Annotated in this window: 10 protein-coding genes and 1 tRNA gene; 7 read left to right on the top strand and 4 right to left on the bottom strand. The window is 34.5% G+C overall.

What is annotated here, in order from left to right:
- Positions 1-178 precede the first annotated feature (178 nt).
- The gene (hflX, locus tag FVB9532_RS01940) at positions 179-1,417 is read left to right on the top strand and encodes a GTPase HflX (RefSeq protein WP_150543524.1); all 1,239 of its coding nucleotides are present in this window, start codon (positions 179-181) and stop codon (positions 1,415-1,417) included.
- A gap of 69 nt (positions 1,418-1,486) precedes the next feature.
- Here the strand turns inward: hflX and FVB9532_RS01935 are convergent, their stop codons facing one another.
- Entirely contained in the window at positions 1,487-3,403 is a 1,917-nt protein-coding gene (locus tag FVB9532_RS01935; protein ID WP_150543523.1) for a DUF5689 domain-containing protein, read from the bottom strand.
- Positions 3,404-3,416: 13 nt separating this feature from the next.
- The gene (locus FVB9532_RS01930) at positions 3,417-6,179 is read right to left on the bottom strand and encodes a carboxypeptidase-like regulatory domain-containing protein (RefSeq protein ID WP_150543522.1); all 2,763 of its coding nucleotides are present in this window, start codon (positions 6,177-6,179) and stop codon (positions 3,417-3,419) included.
- A 122-nt stretch (positions 6,180-6,301) separates the two neighbouring features.
- Between FVB9532_RS01930 and FVB9532_RS01925 the strand changes: the two genes are divergently transcribed.
- Positions 6,302-7,366 carry an endonuclease/exonuclease/phosphatase family protein gene (locus FVB9532_RS01925; protein WP_150543521.1) on the top strand — a complete coding sequence of 355 codons (1,065 nt, stop codon included), beginning with the start codon at positions 6,302-6,304 and terminating at the stop codon, positions 7,364-7,366.
- A 53-nt stretch (positions 7,367-7,419) separates the two neighbouring features.
- On the opposite strand, the gene FVB9532_RS01920 is transcribed toward FVB9532_RS01925, so the two are convergent.
- Positions 7,420-10,830 carry a DUF8818 domain-containing protein gene (locus tag FVB9532_RS01920; RefSeq protein ID WP_150543520.1) on the bottom strand — a complete coding sequence of 1,137 codons (3,411 nt, stop codon included), beginning with the start codon at positions 10,828-10,830 and terminating at the stop codon, positions 7,420-7,422.
- 394 nt (positions 10,831-11,224) lie between these two features.
- Positions 11,225-11,297: transfer RNA gene (locus tag FVB9532_RS01915), tRNA-OTHER, on the bottom strand.
- Between the two features lie 165 nt (positions 11,298-11,462).
- Between FVB9532_RS01915 and FVB9532_RS01910 the strand changes: the two genes are divergently transcribed.
- The 5 genes from FVB9532_RS01910 to cas3 are packed head-to-tail and all read left to right on the top strand — an operon-like array spanning position 11,463 to position 17,396.
- A complete protein-coding gene (locus FVB9532_RS01910; protein WP_150543519.1) occupies positions 11,463-12,872 on the top strand; it encodes a TM1802 family CRISPR-associated protein in 1,410 nt (469 codons plus the stop codon).
- A gap of 11 nt (positions 12,873-12,883) precedes the next feature.
- On the top strand, positions 12,884-13,303 hold the full coding sequence (locus FVB9532_RS19845) for a TM1802 family CRISPR-associated protein (protein ID WP_150543518.1): 420 nt from the start codon (positions 12,884-12,886) through the stop codon (positions 13,301-13,303).
- A gap of 22 nt (positions 13,304-13,325) precedes the next feature.
- Entirely contained in the window at positions 13,326-14,243 is a 918-nt protein-coding gene (gene cas7b / locus FVB9532_RS01900) for a type I-B CRISPR-associated protein Cas7/Csh2 (RefSeq protein ID WP_150543517.1), read from the top strand.
- The gene (cas5b, locus tag FVB9532_RS01895; protein WP_150543516.1) at positions 14,233-14,994 is read left to right on the top strand and encodes a type I-B CRISPR-associated protein Cas5b; all 762 of its coding nucleotides are present in this window, start codon (positions 14,233-14,235) and stop codon (positions 14,992-14,994) included. Before cas7b ends, cas5b begins: the two co-directional genes overlap by 11 nt.
- Positions 14,991-17,396 (top strand): CRISPR-associated helicase Cas3', encoded by a 2,406-nt coding sequence (gene cas3, locus FVB9532_RS01890; protein WP_150543515.1) that lies wholly within the window; start codon positions 14,991-14,993, stop codon positions 17,394-17,396. The genes cas5b and cas3 overlap by 4 nt, the downstream gene beginning before the upstream one ends.
- Positions 17,397-17,429 lie beyond the last annotated feature (33 nt).

The following is a 17,429-nucleotide window of genomic DNA, read 5'->3' as shown; positions in this document are numbered from 1 at the left end:
TTTCTTAACTAAATGTTATTTTTTTACAGAATCGAAACCACAAGCAACACAAGAATGCCAATACATCGGGGCTTTTGCGCGATTTATTCATTTTCCTCAATTTAACAAGCTACCTTAACTAATCTTAACTGCTAGCAAATCTTTTCTTAACTTTGAAAGAATAACCGAAAATCGAACTATGCTCGAAGAAGAAAACATTGAATACGAAAAATCTGTCTTAATAGGTATTATCAACCAGCAACAAGATGAAGAGAAATCTAAGGAATACCTAGATGAATTAGAGTTTTTAACTTATACCGCTGGGGGCGAAGTAGCAAAAAGGTTTACCCAAAAATTAGACACCCCCCATCCCAAAACTTTTATTGGGACCGGAAAAATGGAAGATGTAAGAGTTTACATTAGCGAAAATGACATAGGTACCGCTATTTTTGATGACGAATTAAGTCCGGCGCAACAAAAAAATATTGAAAAAATATTGAAATGTAAGGTGGTAGACCGAACTTACCTTATTCTAGATATTTTTGCTCAACGCGCACAAACCAGTTATGCGCGTACACAAGTTGAACTCGCCCAATACGAGTATTTACTCCCTAGACTGGCCGGGTTATGGACACACTTAGAAAGACAACGTGGAGGTATTGGAATGAGAGGTCCTGGGGAAACAGAGATTGAAACCGACCGCCGTATTGTTAGGGATAAAATTAAGCAACTCAAAGATAAATTAAAGACTATTGACAAACAGATGGCGGTGCAGCGAGGAAATCGCGGACAATTAATTAGGGTTGCATTAGTGGGATATACCAATGTAGGAAAATCTACCTTAATGAATGTCATTAGTAAAAGTGATGTCTTTGCTGAAAATAAACTTTTCGCCACCCTTGATACTACTGTACGTAAGGTCGTCATAAGGAATTTACCCTTTTTGCTAACCGATACCGTAGGCTTTATTAGAAAGTTACCCACCCAATTGGTAGAGTCTTTTAAATCTACTTTAGATGAAGTAAGGGAATCTGATTTAGTGTTACATGTTGTAGATATTTCTCATCCTAATTTTGAAGAGCATATCTCCTCAGTAAATCAAATTTTAGATGAAATAGGCGCAGCCGACAAACCCACCGTTATGGTTTTTAATAAAATTGACGCTTATCAACCTGAAAAAATAGATGAAGATGATTTAGTTACCGAAAGAACCACAGCTCATTATACCTTAGAGGAATGGGAAAGAACTTGGATGAATAGAATAGGCGATAACGCTTTATTTATCTCAGCTATTAATAAGGAAAACATTGAAGACTTCAGAAAGAAAGTGTATGAAGAAGTTAGAAAAATACATATCACAAGATTTCCATACAACAACTTCCTTTATCCTGAATATGATAAATATACAGGAGAGCTAAAGGACGAAGAAGAAGAATAATCAAAAACTTCCAATAAAAAAAAGCCACTTCAAACGAAGTGGCTTTTTTATTGATGATTTACTTTTCTCCTAATTAGCTGTAAGAGAAATATTATCGATTTGATAAGTAGAAGTAACTCCATCGCTTGCTCCTAAATATTGAAAAGCAACATAAACGGTTTGCCCAGCATAAGCTGACAAGTCAATATCTCCTGAAGGCACAAAACTATCTGCATAACCACTAGTATTACCGGTAGAATAGGTAACTCCTGTGATTTCTGTCCAAGTAGCATTGTTGACATCACCGTCAAAATCTGTTGAAATATAAGTGGTAAGCGCCGTACCATTATAATAACCATCTTTAGTAGCAAAAGACAAAGTAGCACTAGTTGAGTTAGATAAATCTACACCAGGCATTACTAACCAAGCTTCATAAGGGTTTTCATCTGAATTGTAAGCAGAGGTTTGTGCATATTTATTACCATCAAACTCTCTTACTTCAAATACTCTAGAACCACCATTAGCATTAACATTAGTCCATCCATTAATAGAAACAGATTCTCCTGTTCCGGCAGTCTCTGCTTCAAAATCTTCATTAAATGGAGGTTCAACGATTTCTGGATCAGTAGTTCCTCCACCATCTCCCTGAGCAGTACCGGCATATACGTTATCAATTTGGAATGTAGTAGTTACACCATCACTACCTCCTTCGTATTTGAAACCAACATAAATTACTTGATTTGCATAAGCAGATAAATCGATCTCACCAGAATTGGTAAATGAATTAGCGTATCCTGTTGAGTTTCCTGTTGATAAAGTTGCATTAACTTCTGTCCAAGAAGAATTAGAAGGATCTCCATCAAATTCTGTAGTAATAAAGACGCTTAACGCATCTCCATTATTATATCCATCTTTAGTATCAAAAGACAATACAGGATCAGTTGTTTGACCAACAGCTAATCCAGGAGTAACCAACCAAGTCTCTATAGAACTCTCATCTGAATTATAAGCACTTATTTGAGCATAGCTATTATTATCAAATTCTGCTACCGAAAATACTTTTTCTCCTCCGGTAACATTTACATTAGCCCAACCTTCTATATTTACATTAGAACCTACTGTTGCATTTTCAAAACCTTCTTCAAAAGGCAATTCTAACGCCTCGATTGGCACATAACCACCACATCGATCACCATTTAAATCAACATCTTCCGAAGAGTTGATAAACAATTGATAATCTGAATTGTAAACAGCAGCAATACCTTCTATAGTACCATTTCCATTAGGAAGCGGCGTATCGGCAAAGTCTGCATAATTACTGTTTCTTAAATAACTACTATTCCCTTCACAATCTTCAAATGTAATATTTGTAGTTTGGTTATTTGAAGTATAGTTCTGATCTGGATTAGCAAATTGAACGTTGTTCAGTTTAACCAAAGTAGCTAAGTGTTGATCGCTTTGTAATTCTGATACAGTAACTTCTGTAGGAACAATTTCTTCCATAGTTGTAGAGATAAGAACAAGCTCTCTTAGTCTTTCCTGAGCGATTCTTGTAACTCCATACTGCGAATCTACATCAGCCCCAATACTAGGCATTCCATTAGAGGATGCCGCAGCAAGTCCATCTACACGAATGTACACCTTTCTACCTTTTGCGTAAATTGGGTATACATCTGTTGCAAAAGTTGATATGGCCATCCCTACTTCTGGATTTTCAGGCTTATCTTGAACATATATCTTTTGATAAATATTACCCGCTTCATCGTCAGACACCACATAAGCCTCAACATATACAGGATCATTAGATTCTGCTTGGATAATAAATGGTTCTCCATTATTAGCTTGGATAGCATCTTTAATTTCTTGTAAGGTATAATTCACCGTTACATCAGGCTCTTCGATTTCTATGACAGGAGTCTGAAAATCGTCATCTTGAACACAAGCATCCAGTACAAAAGTAGCCAATGCAAGTATTACTATCAATTTAATGTTTTTAATCGCTTTCATATTCATTTATTTATTAAAATCTTACATATAAATTTAAGTAGTAGGTTGTTCCGTAACCATACCAGTATCTAGAACCAAATTGCTTTTTGGGGTTGTTATTATCTTCTAACAAGCTCTCATAGTTTGCATTTCTTCCTTGCTCGTATCCGCCTGTTTTATATTTAGTATCAAACACGTTATTAATCGTAGCAAAGAAACCAAGGTAATAATCGTTAATTTTCCAAGATTTACCTCCCACTACATTTACTAAGGTATAATCATCAAATTGTTCTTGCTTTAAAAGCTCTCTAGCTACCTCTTCATTATAATTGGGATCTACCACACCTGAAGAATTTGAATAAAAATTACGTGTTCTCATAATTGGTGAAATATCTACGTAACCATGAGAAAAATAGTTTGCTGTAGCACCAATCCACCAGTAATCTGGATCTCTATACTCGAATCCAAATTGGTAAGCCTGCTGAGGGCCTCCAGCTACGTGATAATCTTTTAAATAAGACTTCCCTAAATTTAATTCTTCATCAAAATCATCTGAAGTTAAGTATAAATCAGGATTATTTGTATAGGTATTTTGACCTATAGCTGCCACCCCTTTTAATTTAATCGTTGGAGTAACTTGCGCTTCTATACCAAATTCCCCTCCTATATGTTGTTTATCTATACCTGTTAATATTTCTTGAACAAAAGCACTATTATCTGTTCCTGTTGAAAAAGAGATACCGTTAGAGTAGTAAAAAGAAATATCGGTTTCATCTTCAAATTTAGTATAGTAACCTGTTAATCGAGCTTTAACGGTAGGTGTTTGAAAAACATAGCTCAAATCTATATTTTGTTTCTTTACCTCTGTAATATTATTAACGGTACTATTGTTTTGTCTTGAGTTTGAAAAAGATTCTCTTAATCCCGGAGCATCTTGAATATAAGCTAAATTAAGCCTAAGCTGATGCTTTCCTGAAATTCTATAAGTAGAACCTGCTTTAGCTCCAAAAGTAGTAAATTCTAATTTTTCACTTTTCCCTAAAGAATTGTCCGGGAAAACACCTACTTTATAAAAACCATTTCGTTGATAAGTAGTTCTACCACCATTTCCAGCTACGTAGAAATCTAACTTATTATACGAAAACCTAGCTTGAGCAAAAGCCTCGTACTCTTCAGCATCAAACTCATAATTATACCTAAAGGTATCTCCTTTTTCTACCACTCTATCCGGGTTATTAAGATCTCTTTGTCTTTCATCCCCAGTACTAAAAGTATCCACATCTAAATAACCATTACCACCTAAAAGATCTAACATATTGGCGAAATTTTCAGAATTAAGCCTTCTGTAGTTTAAAGAACCGTTTAAGGTAATATGATCACTAATATCACTAGAAATAATAGTATTTGCGGTAAGTTGCTTATCGTCTACACGATCTTCATAAAGGTAATAGCGAGAAGTACCTCCATACAATATATTCGTACGATAAATGTTATTCCAGTCTATTTGTCCGTCTTCTTGAAAAGCTACTAATTTCTTATAAGCAGATTCATAATTTATAGGATCTTGAGCTAACTCAAAACTTGGTAAGTTACGGTAATAAGATGGTCTCGGGTTGGTGGCATTATCATTACCTAAACGGCTATTCCCCATTTTCCCAAACTGATAAGAAACGTTTGTATTCAGTCTCGTTTTTTCTGAAATATCCCAATAATGGTTCAACATCAAAATAGGTTCTTCTATTTCACGAATTCTTGAGTTTCTAATCTCCCCATCGTAGTATCCCCAGTATTCGTTATAGCTTCTTCCTTTAATATCATAAACTTCTTGTGTGCTTGCAGAAGATTTCCCTCTTCTGTTAGGCGTATAGATAGAAGTAAAGTTTAAGCTGTGGTTTTCTCCTAATTGTTTTTCAACGGAAAAGAAAAATGAATTGGCATCGTATAGCGTACCATCATTATAACCTTCCTCTCCAAATCTTCTAGAAGCTAAAAAGCTAAACGCCCAACCATCTTCTAACAATCCCGTATTATAAGAAGCCATCACACGCCCTGTATAACTTCTATTAGAAGAAGCATAAGAAACACGCCCACCTTTTTGGTATTGTGAAGCTCTCATAATAATATTGTTAGTTCCTGCTAAATCTCCAAACGTATAATCATTAGGTGTAACCCCCATAGAAAACACCTGATTACGTTGTGCATCATTTAAACCTCCCCAGTTACTCCACTGAGGCCTTCCGTTATACATTTTGTTCATTTCGATTCCGTTAATCAAAACTTTTCCGTTTTTAGAATCAAAACCTCTAGGATTAAAGAAAGTTGCGCTAAAATCGAAAGCTGCAGCATTTAAGAAAACATCACGTGAAGCTTGCAAAAGCCCAGTCATGTTATCTGAAGTACTTTCTTCATTACTTAATTGACTATCGGACAAACTAATTGTACCGATTTGAAAATTCTCTTCGTTAATGTCTACTTCCAAGTCTAAAGTTCCTAATTCTAGAACTTTTCCTTCATTAACGACCACCGGGTATCTTTTTTTCACGAACCCTTCTTTTTCTAAACCAATAATCTGCTCACCAAGAGGAACTTTATAAGCATTAAAGCTAAATTCACCCTTTGCATCGGTCATTACCGTAAATGCTGTATTCTCCATGTGTACTTCTACATCAGGAAGAGGTTCGTTTGTAGCAGCGTCTACAACCTTACCTGTTACTGAAGTTTGCTGAGCAAAAGCAACTAAAGAAGAACATAAAAATGTTAAAAAGAAACAAGCATTTTTTATTCTAAATCCCTTCATTAATAATTGTTTAAGTTAAGAAAATATTATTTTGGGGCTGCAAATGTACATGTTTTATCTACATTACCTACTTTTGGCCTTCAATTTGTATGATTGTTTACACTAAAATAATATTAGAAAAAATGAATAGACTAAAATATTTAATTTTAACTATCTGTACCTTTGCATTTTTGGTTTCAAATGCCCAAAATGAAAAAACTTACCGGGTAAATACTGTAGCCTTCTATAACCTAGAAAACCTATTTGATCCAGAAAACGACCCTGACAAGTATGACGAAGCCAGCCCTATTATGGAAATGGCCGAAGCCCTAAGAGAAGATGTCTATCAAAAAAAATTGGCCAATATGGCGAAAGTTCTTTCTCAAATAGGAAAAGACGTCACCGGTCATCCTCCTGCAATCATCGGAGTTTGTGAAGTAGAAAACAGACGAGTATTGGAAGATTTACTTAACGAACCACAATTGGTAAATGAAAATTACGGGATTGTTCATTTTGATTCTCCCGATAAAAGGGGAATTGATGTAGCCTTACTTTATAAAAAAGGTATTTTCAAGCCCACCAGCACTTCCTCACATACCTTAATGATTTACGATAATGAAAATCCTGATAAAAGAATCTATACCCGTGACCAATTATTAGTCACCGGGATGCTGGATAACGACAAAATGCACTTTATCGTTAATCACTGGCCTTCTAGAAGTGGCGGGGAAGCTAGAAGTAGATTTAAAAGAGAAAAAGCTGCTGCCCTTAATAAAAAAATTATAGACTCTTTGCAAGCAGAAGACCCTTATGCTAAAATCATTACCATGGGCGATTTAAACGATGGTCCTTATAATACCAGCGTAAAAGAAGTGTTAGGAGCAAAAGCCGAAAAAGAGGAGGTAAAACTTAAAGAACTTTACAATCCTATGGAAAATATGCAAAAGAAAAAAGGACTAGGGACGATTGCCTATCGCGATAGTTGGGATTTATTTGACCAAATGATTCTTTCGCAACCTTTTCTAGAAGACGATTATAGTTCTTATCGTTTTTACAAAGCCGGTATCTATAACCCTAAATATTTAGCCAATCCTAGAGGGCGTTACAAAGGTTATCCTTTTAGAAGCTTTTCCGGTGGCGGTTTTTCCGGAGGGTACAGCGACCACTTTCCAGTGTATGTTTACCTTGTAAAAGAAGTCAACAAATAATTGCTAAAACATAACTCAAAAAGCTCCAATTCACCTTGGAGCTTTTTTTATTCTTAAAAATAAGCCCGCAATTGCACCGTTCCCGTATGGATGGTGGTGGAGTTTTCACTCTTTCTTCCAAAATAAGAAAGGTTTAAATCTAAATAATTCGTGAGTTTCTTTTGCGCTAAAAGCGTCCACGTGTAATTCTTTTCAGGCTGAAGGCCCTGCAATAGTTGATAGGCGACCGGCGAAAAAGTATCGCCTTCATATTTATTATAAATGTAATTGAACTCTCCGGTAACCGAATATTTCTGGGCATTATTAAAGCTAAAGGAAGCCCCTAATTTATTTTGCTGAAGTTTCTCCTGTTCCCCTAATTGGTTTTCCTGTTCTTCCAATTGATAAAATATATTAAAGCGGGTTCGTTGCGAAAGCAAGTAAGAAAGCTCCGGATTTAAGGTAAAGCCTTCAATTTTATAATTTCTGTTTTGAAAATTTTCAGAAGTACTTTCCGTTTCATTTAATTTTTGCTGCAAAGTCACCAACCAACTTTCTTCAAATTTATGGTTGAAGTTCAATTGATGACTCTCTATTTTATTTTCTTGCAATCCTGTGGAAAGCAAATTTTTATTTCGGGTAGAAATATAGCTATACGAAGTCGTGTAATGCTGCCTTCCGCGGTTAAAGAAAATGGTATTTCTAAAGTTGAGGTTGACCGCCAGTTCATCGTCGGTTTCATGGAAAGGATTCAAATCAAAATTACTGCCTTCCCGCTCAATTTTCCGATCTACTAAATAAGAAGTTTGGTTGTAGAAATGCGATAAAAACTTTTTAGCCCCTTCTTCATTGCTCCATTGCTGAAAATTCAAGCTTATAATCTGACTGAATTTATTTTGATGCGTTTTTACAAACACCTGATTGGGCAATAGCACCCGAATGTATTTGGCTTCATCCGGATAAGCTGCGATTTCAAATTCTTCCAATTCCTGCACTCCATTTTCATTATAATCAATCCATGTGTATTGTCCTTCTCCAGCATTTACTTCCACATAGGTAAATTCTTGCTGCGGAAGGGTTCCGCTGTTGGTTTCATAAGCCGTGTTTAGATTCACAATTCGGGTAAACAAAAACTGATTGTACAATATCCTGGAATTGAGCGATTGCTCATCTTCCTTCCCTGCTTCCTCATTATGTAGCTCCCTATAATTCGCAAAAACCGAAAGCTTTGTGTTTTTAGAATTGATTAATTGCGACTTTAAATAATAGTTGTCCGATGTGCTTACACGTTGTAAAGTTCCGTCTCGAAGGCTGTCATTCACTCGGTAACGATACCCCACTTCAGCATACACATTCGTGCTATCACCAATTCCTGTATAGACTTCGTAACTGCTAAATTTCTGACTAATACCCGTCAACTCGTCTGTCGCATTATCGGTTTGTTGGTTGTTTTCCATGGCAATTTTGGTACCCGTCCACAACTTACCAAAATCATACACCGCGTTAGCATACATCCTAAAAAATTCTGAATCAAAAACTTCCCCATTGCTTTCTAAATAACTTCCGTTGAGCTGAAGCTGAAGTTTCCCAAAACGCAAGTTCGACTGAAGCAATTGGCGAGCTCCGCTATAATTCCCTGAATAATCCAGTTTTTGAAAACTGTATCGGGCCAGTCCGTGATTTTTACTAGCATATTCCAAGCCTGTATCCAAGAAACTTTGGTTCCCTTCCGGAAGAGTTGCTGCCAAGTTCCAATCCCGGTTAAACTCCACATTGTACAAACGCTCTACACTTTGGTAGTTTTTTTGAATAAAATTAAACGTCCCAAAAGCGATTAACTCATTTTCTTCCGTAGCATACAAAGCTTGATTAGCTTTTAGCCTTCCGGCAAAACCATCATTATCACCATCATCCAAGTCAGAAAATAAATTCTTATCATTCTTACTTCCCGCCACTTCAAACGCAATATTCGTTTTTTGGGAAGCTTGATAAGTTCCATTCACCACGCCAATTTGAAGTTTAGTAGGTGCAAAAAGCTGTACCACGGGCGCGTAATTTCCTTGCGGAATTCCGTTCACCGGAGCCACATATTCATAAATTCGGGTAATCGCACTGGCATTGCTCAAGATATAATTTCCTTGATTTGCCCCCACCAAGGAAAAGCGAACGCTATACAGTTCTTCTTCGGGATCTACTGAATAAACATACACCTCTTCCCCATTAACCATCTCCCTTCTATACAAGACTTTATTTTCTTCAAAAGTTTCGGGAACCGCACTTGGCGCTATCATTTCAGCTTCATTGTCTCCCGCTTCCGACAGTATTTCTTTCTGAATATTGCTTAAATTTTGCTGAAGGGGCTGATTCCGCAAATCGTTTTCCGAATACACAAAACCGCCTATTTGCAGTTTTTCGCCGTGATATTTCCCGCCTCCGGTGGCAATTACCCGCGAATAATTCCTATCGGTATATTGAAATTCTACCGTAATCCGCATCTCTGAAGTAATGGGATAGGTAGCATTAAAAATGATTTCCCCCGCATTGTAATCAATAATATAATCTTCATTTTCACCCCGTTCCAGCCGAATTCCATTCACAAAAACCGCTTCACTGCCTGAAACAATTTGCACATACACTTCTCCATTGGGTCCGCTTAATTTATACGGCCCTTGATTTCCTTCTTGCGCGGTAAACTGATTTCGGGTAAACACCCCACGCACCAAAGCTCCAGCGGCATACACATCGGTGCTATTCCCCTTCGGGTTCAAAGTGGCACCCACCGAAAGTCCTTGAACCTTTTTGGTAAAACTGGCAAAATAGGAATCATCCTGTACCAAGTTGACATCGCCCGCACGAATGTTCCAATGTTCTCCGTAGAGTTCAATAAAAATCTGATCAAATTCATCTAAGTTTTGCGAATATCCGCTTTCCTGAATAGGAATATTAGAATCTTGAATGGAAGCCCGCAAGCCTACGTTGGGGGAAATGTTTCCGGAAATCTGTAAATCCAACTCAGAATCCAATACGGTGTTTTGATTGGTTCCCGTGGTAATTCCCCGGGAAATACTCCCACTGGTAGTTAATCCCTCAAAAGGAGTAAAAGCACGCGGACGTTCTTCCTGTTCTAAAGCATATAGCCGCTGACTTAAACTTCCATCGGTAATAACCTTAGGGTCAAATTGATAATACGACCGGGTGAGAAAATCAGGATATTTTCTATACTGAATGGTAATGGAATCGTTTCCTGCTTTTAGGGAATCCTTAAGGATTAAAATACCCTTCCCAAAATCTACTTCGTAAAGTGTACTATCAATTGGTTCTCCTTGGGCATCTAACACCTGAAACCTATCGGGATTAATACTTACCTCTTCTATACGAATGCTATCCCCTACCGCCACTTTCCTTTGCTGAAAGTCGGTTTGCGCTTGGGTTGGAAGATAGCCCGCCCAGCATAGCAAAAAAATAAAAAGAGTACGCTTCCCCATTAATGGTAAAACTAAAGCTTTTTAGAAATATTTTACCAAAAGCCTTATTCTTTCCTATCTGCTGGAGTAAATTCATAAGAGGAAGCCTACTAATAAAGAAATTTTTGAGTGATTATAGGTCATAAATTGTTTTAAAATTTAGTTTTCGCAAATCAATAGAAAAACCATTAGCTGTAAAAAGTTAGTGGCTTTTTTTATGGGTAAGAATGTAGGTCTTGCTCATTCTTTGTACACGCAAAGAAAATATTATAAATACGGGAAACCGTAAGGCTCTCAACAAAAAGTTAATTATCTTTAGCTTATCATAAAAGATATAAAAATATGCTTCAAACACTTTTAAAGATTGAAGAATGGCAAAGCCAAGGAAAAAGTAAATGGGATTTAACTTAATAAGAACCCCCGCCAAGATTCGAACTTGGAACCTGAACTTTCGGTAGTTCTGCTCTATCCAATTGAGCTACGGGGGCTATTTTTTTACAATCCTTATTTTTTTATGGATTATTTTAAATAAACAACTATATGGTTTCAATCCTTTTTAATTTGGATGAGGCAAATATAATTAAATCTAGTTAACAATAAACAACTATATGTAAATTATTTAAATTATATTTGTTTATATAATAGATAAAACTATGCAAGACAGGGCAATAACAGATATTGGAAAATTAGAGTTTAAGAAGAACTCAAATCTCAAACCCTATGAGCTTTTCACACAGGAGCCGTATCCAAATAAGGTTTGTAAAATGCTTTTAATTGAGTTCCGACAAAAAGAAAGAGAAATATCCTTTAAAGGTATCGACTTCCAAAATGTGAATGAGCAAAACTTTCCGAAGTATGCCTATCGTAAGGGTTCCGCACGTGGTGGTGACATAACTTTTACCACCAAATTCGGGGATTTAGATAAAAAATTAAACACACTTATCAATACTCAATTTCCAAACTTAATTGAACTATCAAAAAAGGAAGAGGCTGAGAAAGTTGATTTTTATAAAGACTGGAAGAATTCGTTTATTAAAAACTACGATAAAATTAAAGATGAATTACAAAAGGCTTATGACAACCAAGGAAAACAAGATAAACTTAGCAGCGCATTTACTTTAACAATTGATATTGATAATGAAAGAAAGTTATTATCTGACTTTGAAGCTGTCCAACAGCTAATTGCTAAAAACGGAATAGAAGGAAACTACAAAAAATATAATGTTGTTTCTAAAAGTAAAAACAAGAGATGTAGTATATGCCATCAAACTAAGCCGGAGGTTTTTGGGTTTGGCTCACCATTTAAATACAGTACAGTAGACAAAACAGGTACCGTAAGCGGGTTCTTTAATCAGAAAAACAACTGGATAAATTATCCAATTTGTGAAAGTTGTGCTATTGAAATGGAGTTGGGAAAAAACTACATAACCAAATATCTTACAAAATATTTTTTCGGTAAAAGTTATTTTTTAATTCCTAAGGCAGTTCTCCCTAACGACACCGAAGCACTGAATGATGCTTTAAACCTTTTTAATGATATTGATTATCAAATAAAAAATAGTGAATCTATCTCTTCAACTGAAGATTTTTTGATGGAAAGAATTGGAGAAATCGACAACAATGTATTTACATTAAATCTTCTTTTTTTTGAAGAAAATCCAACTACAAAAGCTATTAAAATAAAGATGATGCTAGAAGAAATCCCTCCTTCCCGGTTTCGGAAATTATTTATAGAAGTCCCTAAAATTATAAATAACAGCCCCCTTTTTAAAGATATAGATTACCACTACAAGAAAAAGCAAAAACAAGATTTGCGATTTAGTTTTAGATTAATCAAACAATTCTTCGAGGATAATTTCTATGAAATGACCTATAAAATATTTATGGGAAGAAAAATAAATGAAAAAGAATTGCATAAACGTTTTATGAAAGTTATACGGGCAAACTATATTAAAAAAGTAAATAACGAGGGTTTTGTTGAAAGAGGGGATTTATTAATTGCGAAGTGCTATTTACTTCAAAACTATTTTTCAGAACTCAATCTAATTAATTATGAGAACTAAATATTAGAACTATGGTAACCGAAGAAGAAAAAGAAGAAATCAGGAAAAAAGTTTCCTTTGATTTTGAAAAGCTTAAAAGCTTCATGTCAGAAAACGAAGATTTTGTAAGAAAAGATGCATCAGCAGGAATTTTTAGCCTCGGCGTGCTCGTTCATTTGGTTTTTAGTATGCAACAAGCCAACCTAAACAGTACACCTTTTGAGAAAAAACTAAAGGGATTGCATATTACCTCGAGAGATGTTGAACGGATTTATACAGAGGCGGTAGAAAAGGTAAATCAATATTCCTATCAGAATACCTATAAAGACCTTCGTGAATTTATCGCCGATAAGTTAAGTACTCATAAAAAGGAAATAGAAAAAATGTCTAATCAGGAAATCTCATTCAATTTTGTATGCGGACTTGAATTAGGAAGAAAATTTAAATCATAATAATCAACCTAAAATAATTATAATGGAAGAAATTAAAAACCGATCAGAAATACTATTCTTATATGAAATCGAGAATGCAAATCCCAATGGTGATCCTTTAAATGAAAATCGTCCAAGATTTGATACTGAAGAAAACAAAGTCCTTGTTTCAGATGTACGTTTAAAAAGAACGATAAGAGATTATTGGTTTGAATATAAGGGCTTTAACGGCTCTGATGATAAAGATATTTTTGTACGTGAAACAAAATATTCTGATGGAAAAGAAGAATATATTTCATCTGGTTCACGAAGAGCTGAATTGTTCAAAGAAAGTAGTGATAAAGTATTAGAAACTTGTATCGATGTTCGAGTTTTTGGAGGTGTTTTGCCAATTAAAAAAGACACTTTTACTTATACTGGACCAGTACAATTTCAAATGGGTAAATCATTGCATCAAACAGAAATTATTACGGAGCAAGGAACAGGTGCTTTTGCTTCAGGAGATAAAAAGAAACAAACTACATTTAGAACAGAATATAAAATTCCTTATGCACTTATCGGTTTTAATGGAATTGTAAACGAAAAAGCTGCACAGTATACCAAAATGACCGAAGAAGACCGGAAGCTATTATTGGAGGGGATATGGAACGGAACAAAAAATCTTATCTCACGTTCAAAATTCGGTCAGAATCCTCTATTGCTTTTAACTGTTAATTATAAAGAGCCATATTATATCGGCGGGTTGAGACAACGTTTAAAAATCAGCTCGGAAAAAAGCGATTTACAAATAAGAAATACCGAAGATTATAATATAGATCTTACAGGACTGCTTAAAGAAATTAAAGCTCAATCTGATAAAATCACTTCTGTAGAAGTTCAGGTAGATAGTCGCTTAAAATTCATAAATAATGGAGAAGTCTACAACTTAGATAACAAAACATATCAGGTAAATGACTTCTAAGACAGCAATCATATTCGATGTTTATGGAGAATATGGCCATTTTAGAAAATTCAATACTACAACTTCTCCATTAACATATAGTATTCCAACGCCTTCAGCCATTTTTGGACTTTTGGGAGCGGTTTTAGGTATTGAACGAGAAGATTCTCACAATAAAATAAGAGAGAAAAAAGAACATCTAAGAGAAGTTTTCTCCAATAAAAATGCTTCTCTAGCAATTAGGCCCATTTCTGAAATAAAGAAAGTAAATATTGGCTTTAATCTATTAGATACAGGATCCTATCAATCTTTCTTTAATGTAACAAACAGAACTCAAATAGAATATGAAATTTTAAAGGACCCGAAATTTAGAATTTATCTTCAATGGGATCATCCACTAGAAAAGGAATTAATAGAACGTTTAGCAAATAAAAGGTTTCATTTTAATCCATATTTAGGCATAAGCCAAATGACCGCCAATATTGAATTTATAGGAGAAAAAGAATTGGTTGAAATTTTTGAAAGCAGTTATATTGATTTTAGTACGGCTGTTAATCTTTCTGAAATAAAATCTGAAAAAGCACCTATAGATATTGATTTTATTAAGCAAAAAACTTTTCAGGTTGAAACCTTTCCACTGGATATGCAAATTGACAGGACAATAAAACGATACGGGGAAATCCTTATAGAAATGAATGGCGAAAGTATAAGAGCTTTACCAAATAAAAACTCATTTAATATCAAAAATGAAGGAAACATACAGTTTCTATGAAAATAATTGAGTCACACCCGGGAATTCCTTTGATTGATCATTTAACAGAAGTTGCGAAAAACTGTTTAATCATCGCTCATAGGAATAATACAAACTTTGGTTTAGAAGAAAAAATCAAAGCTGGTTTGCTTTTTATATGCGGATTTTATCACGATTTAGGAAAAGCGACTTCCTATTTTCAAAATTACCTTCTAAATCCAGAAGGGCAGCACAATAGCTTAAAGAACCACGCACTTCCTTCAGCTGTTTTTGTATTGTATGTTGCAAAAGAATACTTAAAAGAAAAAGAACTTACCAAAGATGAGAGGTTTTTACTAATTACGATTTGCTTTATAGTTGTAAGAAGACATCACGGAAACCTTGGTAACTTCAAAAATGAACTAGGAATTGATCATTTTAAAGAAGATTTAGACAAACAATTTAAATCAATAGACAAACAAGCTATTCAAGAAATCATCGAAATAGGGAATGAAAAACTTAAAATTTCGGTGGACTGGAGTGATTTCATCAATTGGTTTGAAAATGATGGATCTCGTAAAGAAACACGTCTTGAACTCATTGCATTTTACAATCTCAATTTTCAAAAAAAATGGGAAAATCCCAAAAAATCCGAAGTCTATTATCTTTTCTTATGGATGTTTGGAGCTTTATTGTACTCAGATAAATCTGATGTAATCTTGGCAGGGAAATTTCCAGAAATCCCTAATCTCAATTTAAATTATTTATCTGACTACAGGAAAAATAAAGGTTTCAATTTACCTTCAACGACTATTAATAACCTTAAGAATGAAGCTTATTATTCGGTCATAAAATCTTTAGAAAATGATTTCAAAGCTTCCAATCACTTTTATTCTATTTCATTACCCACGGGATTGGGAAAGACACTCACGTCTCTCGGAGCTTCATTAAAATTAAGAGAATTAGCAAAATTAAAAGAGGGAAAAATTATTATAGCTATTCCATTTACAAGTATAATTGATCAAAATTATGAAGTTTATAGCGAAGTTTTCAATGATCCTAATAACGCATTACTTTTAAAACATCATCATTTAGCCGAACCTAGATATAAAGAAAATGAAGATAATATACGTGATTCTAAAGAAAGTAAATATTTAATAGAAACTTGGCAAAGCTCTGTCATTGTAACCACTTTTGTGCAGTTACTAGAATGCTTTATCACTAACAATAAAACAAAACTTCTCAAATTTTCCGCTTTATCTAATTCCGTGATCATTCTAGATGAAGTTCAACAAATTCCCCATGCTCTTTGGCAAGTTATCCGCCAGGCTTTTTTCTCAGTAGCAGAACATTTGAATTGCTATATCGTTTTAATGTCCGCTACACAACCCTTAATTTTTAAACCTAAGGAAGAAATCACAGAGCTGGTTGAGAATCATCAACGCTATTTTTCGTTCTTCAACCGAACCAGATTAATAAATAAAATGAGAGAATCTATCTCATTAGAGATGTTTAATGAAGTTATCATCAAATACTGCCTCGATAAACCTAAAAAGGATGTTTTAATTATTTTAAATACCAAGAAGATAACCTTAGAGACTTATAGGAATATTAATAGTAGCCTTGACACTAAAGAAAATGATATTTTTTACTTGACAACTTTACTTACTCCATTTGAAAGGAAGAAAATTATAAAAAAAATAAAGTCAAAATTCAAAGGTAAACGTCAAATAATAATCAGTACGCAACTTGTTGAAGCAGGGGTTGATATATCGGTCGATACAGTATTCAGGGCACTTGCTCCACTGGATTCTATAATTCAAGCAGCCGGAAGAGCTAATAGATATGATGAGAAAGAAGAAGTAAGCGAAGTATACCTTTATAAAATAGAAGAACTAGAAAGAGTAACCGGATTTATATATGGTGCTGATTTAATCAAGAAAACCGAGAACGTTTTAAAGGATTTTGAAACTATCGAAGAAAAAGAGTATTTAGAATTGATACAGAACTATTTTTTGCAAGTAAATGACCTTTCTCTCTATTCTGAAAATAACTATTTAAAAAGCTTACTAGCTTTAAATTTCGAAGAAACAGGAAATTTTCAACTCATTGAAAATACTAAATCAGAATCCATATTTATCGGATTAAACGAAGATGCAAAACAAATATGGCAGGATTACATTTTGATACAAGAAAATGAAAATTTAAACCCCTTCGAGAAAAAAAATGCTTTTGCTTTAATAAAAGCTAAGTTTTACGATTATGTCATAAATATTAATATTCCCTACGATTCCGAAAATATTGGTCTTCCTTTTGAACCTTGTTTAGGGTTTTATTTTGTAGATGTCGATAATCAATTTAAACCTATTTATAACTGCAATACTGATTTCTCAAAAAATAAAGAAGGCTATATTTTCGAAGGCATTGACGTTTTAACATTCTAACTCAATTTCACAAACTCATCCACTAAAACAAGG

This window comes from Mesonia oceanica (assembly GCF_902499555.1).
Lineage (GTDB): Bacteria > Bacteroidota > Bacteroidia > Flavobacteriales > Flavobacteriaceae > Mesonia > Mesonia oceanica.
The sequence above is the reverse complement of the archived record's forward strand: the minus strand, read 5'-3'. Positions and strand labels throughout refer to the sequence as shown.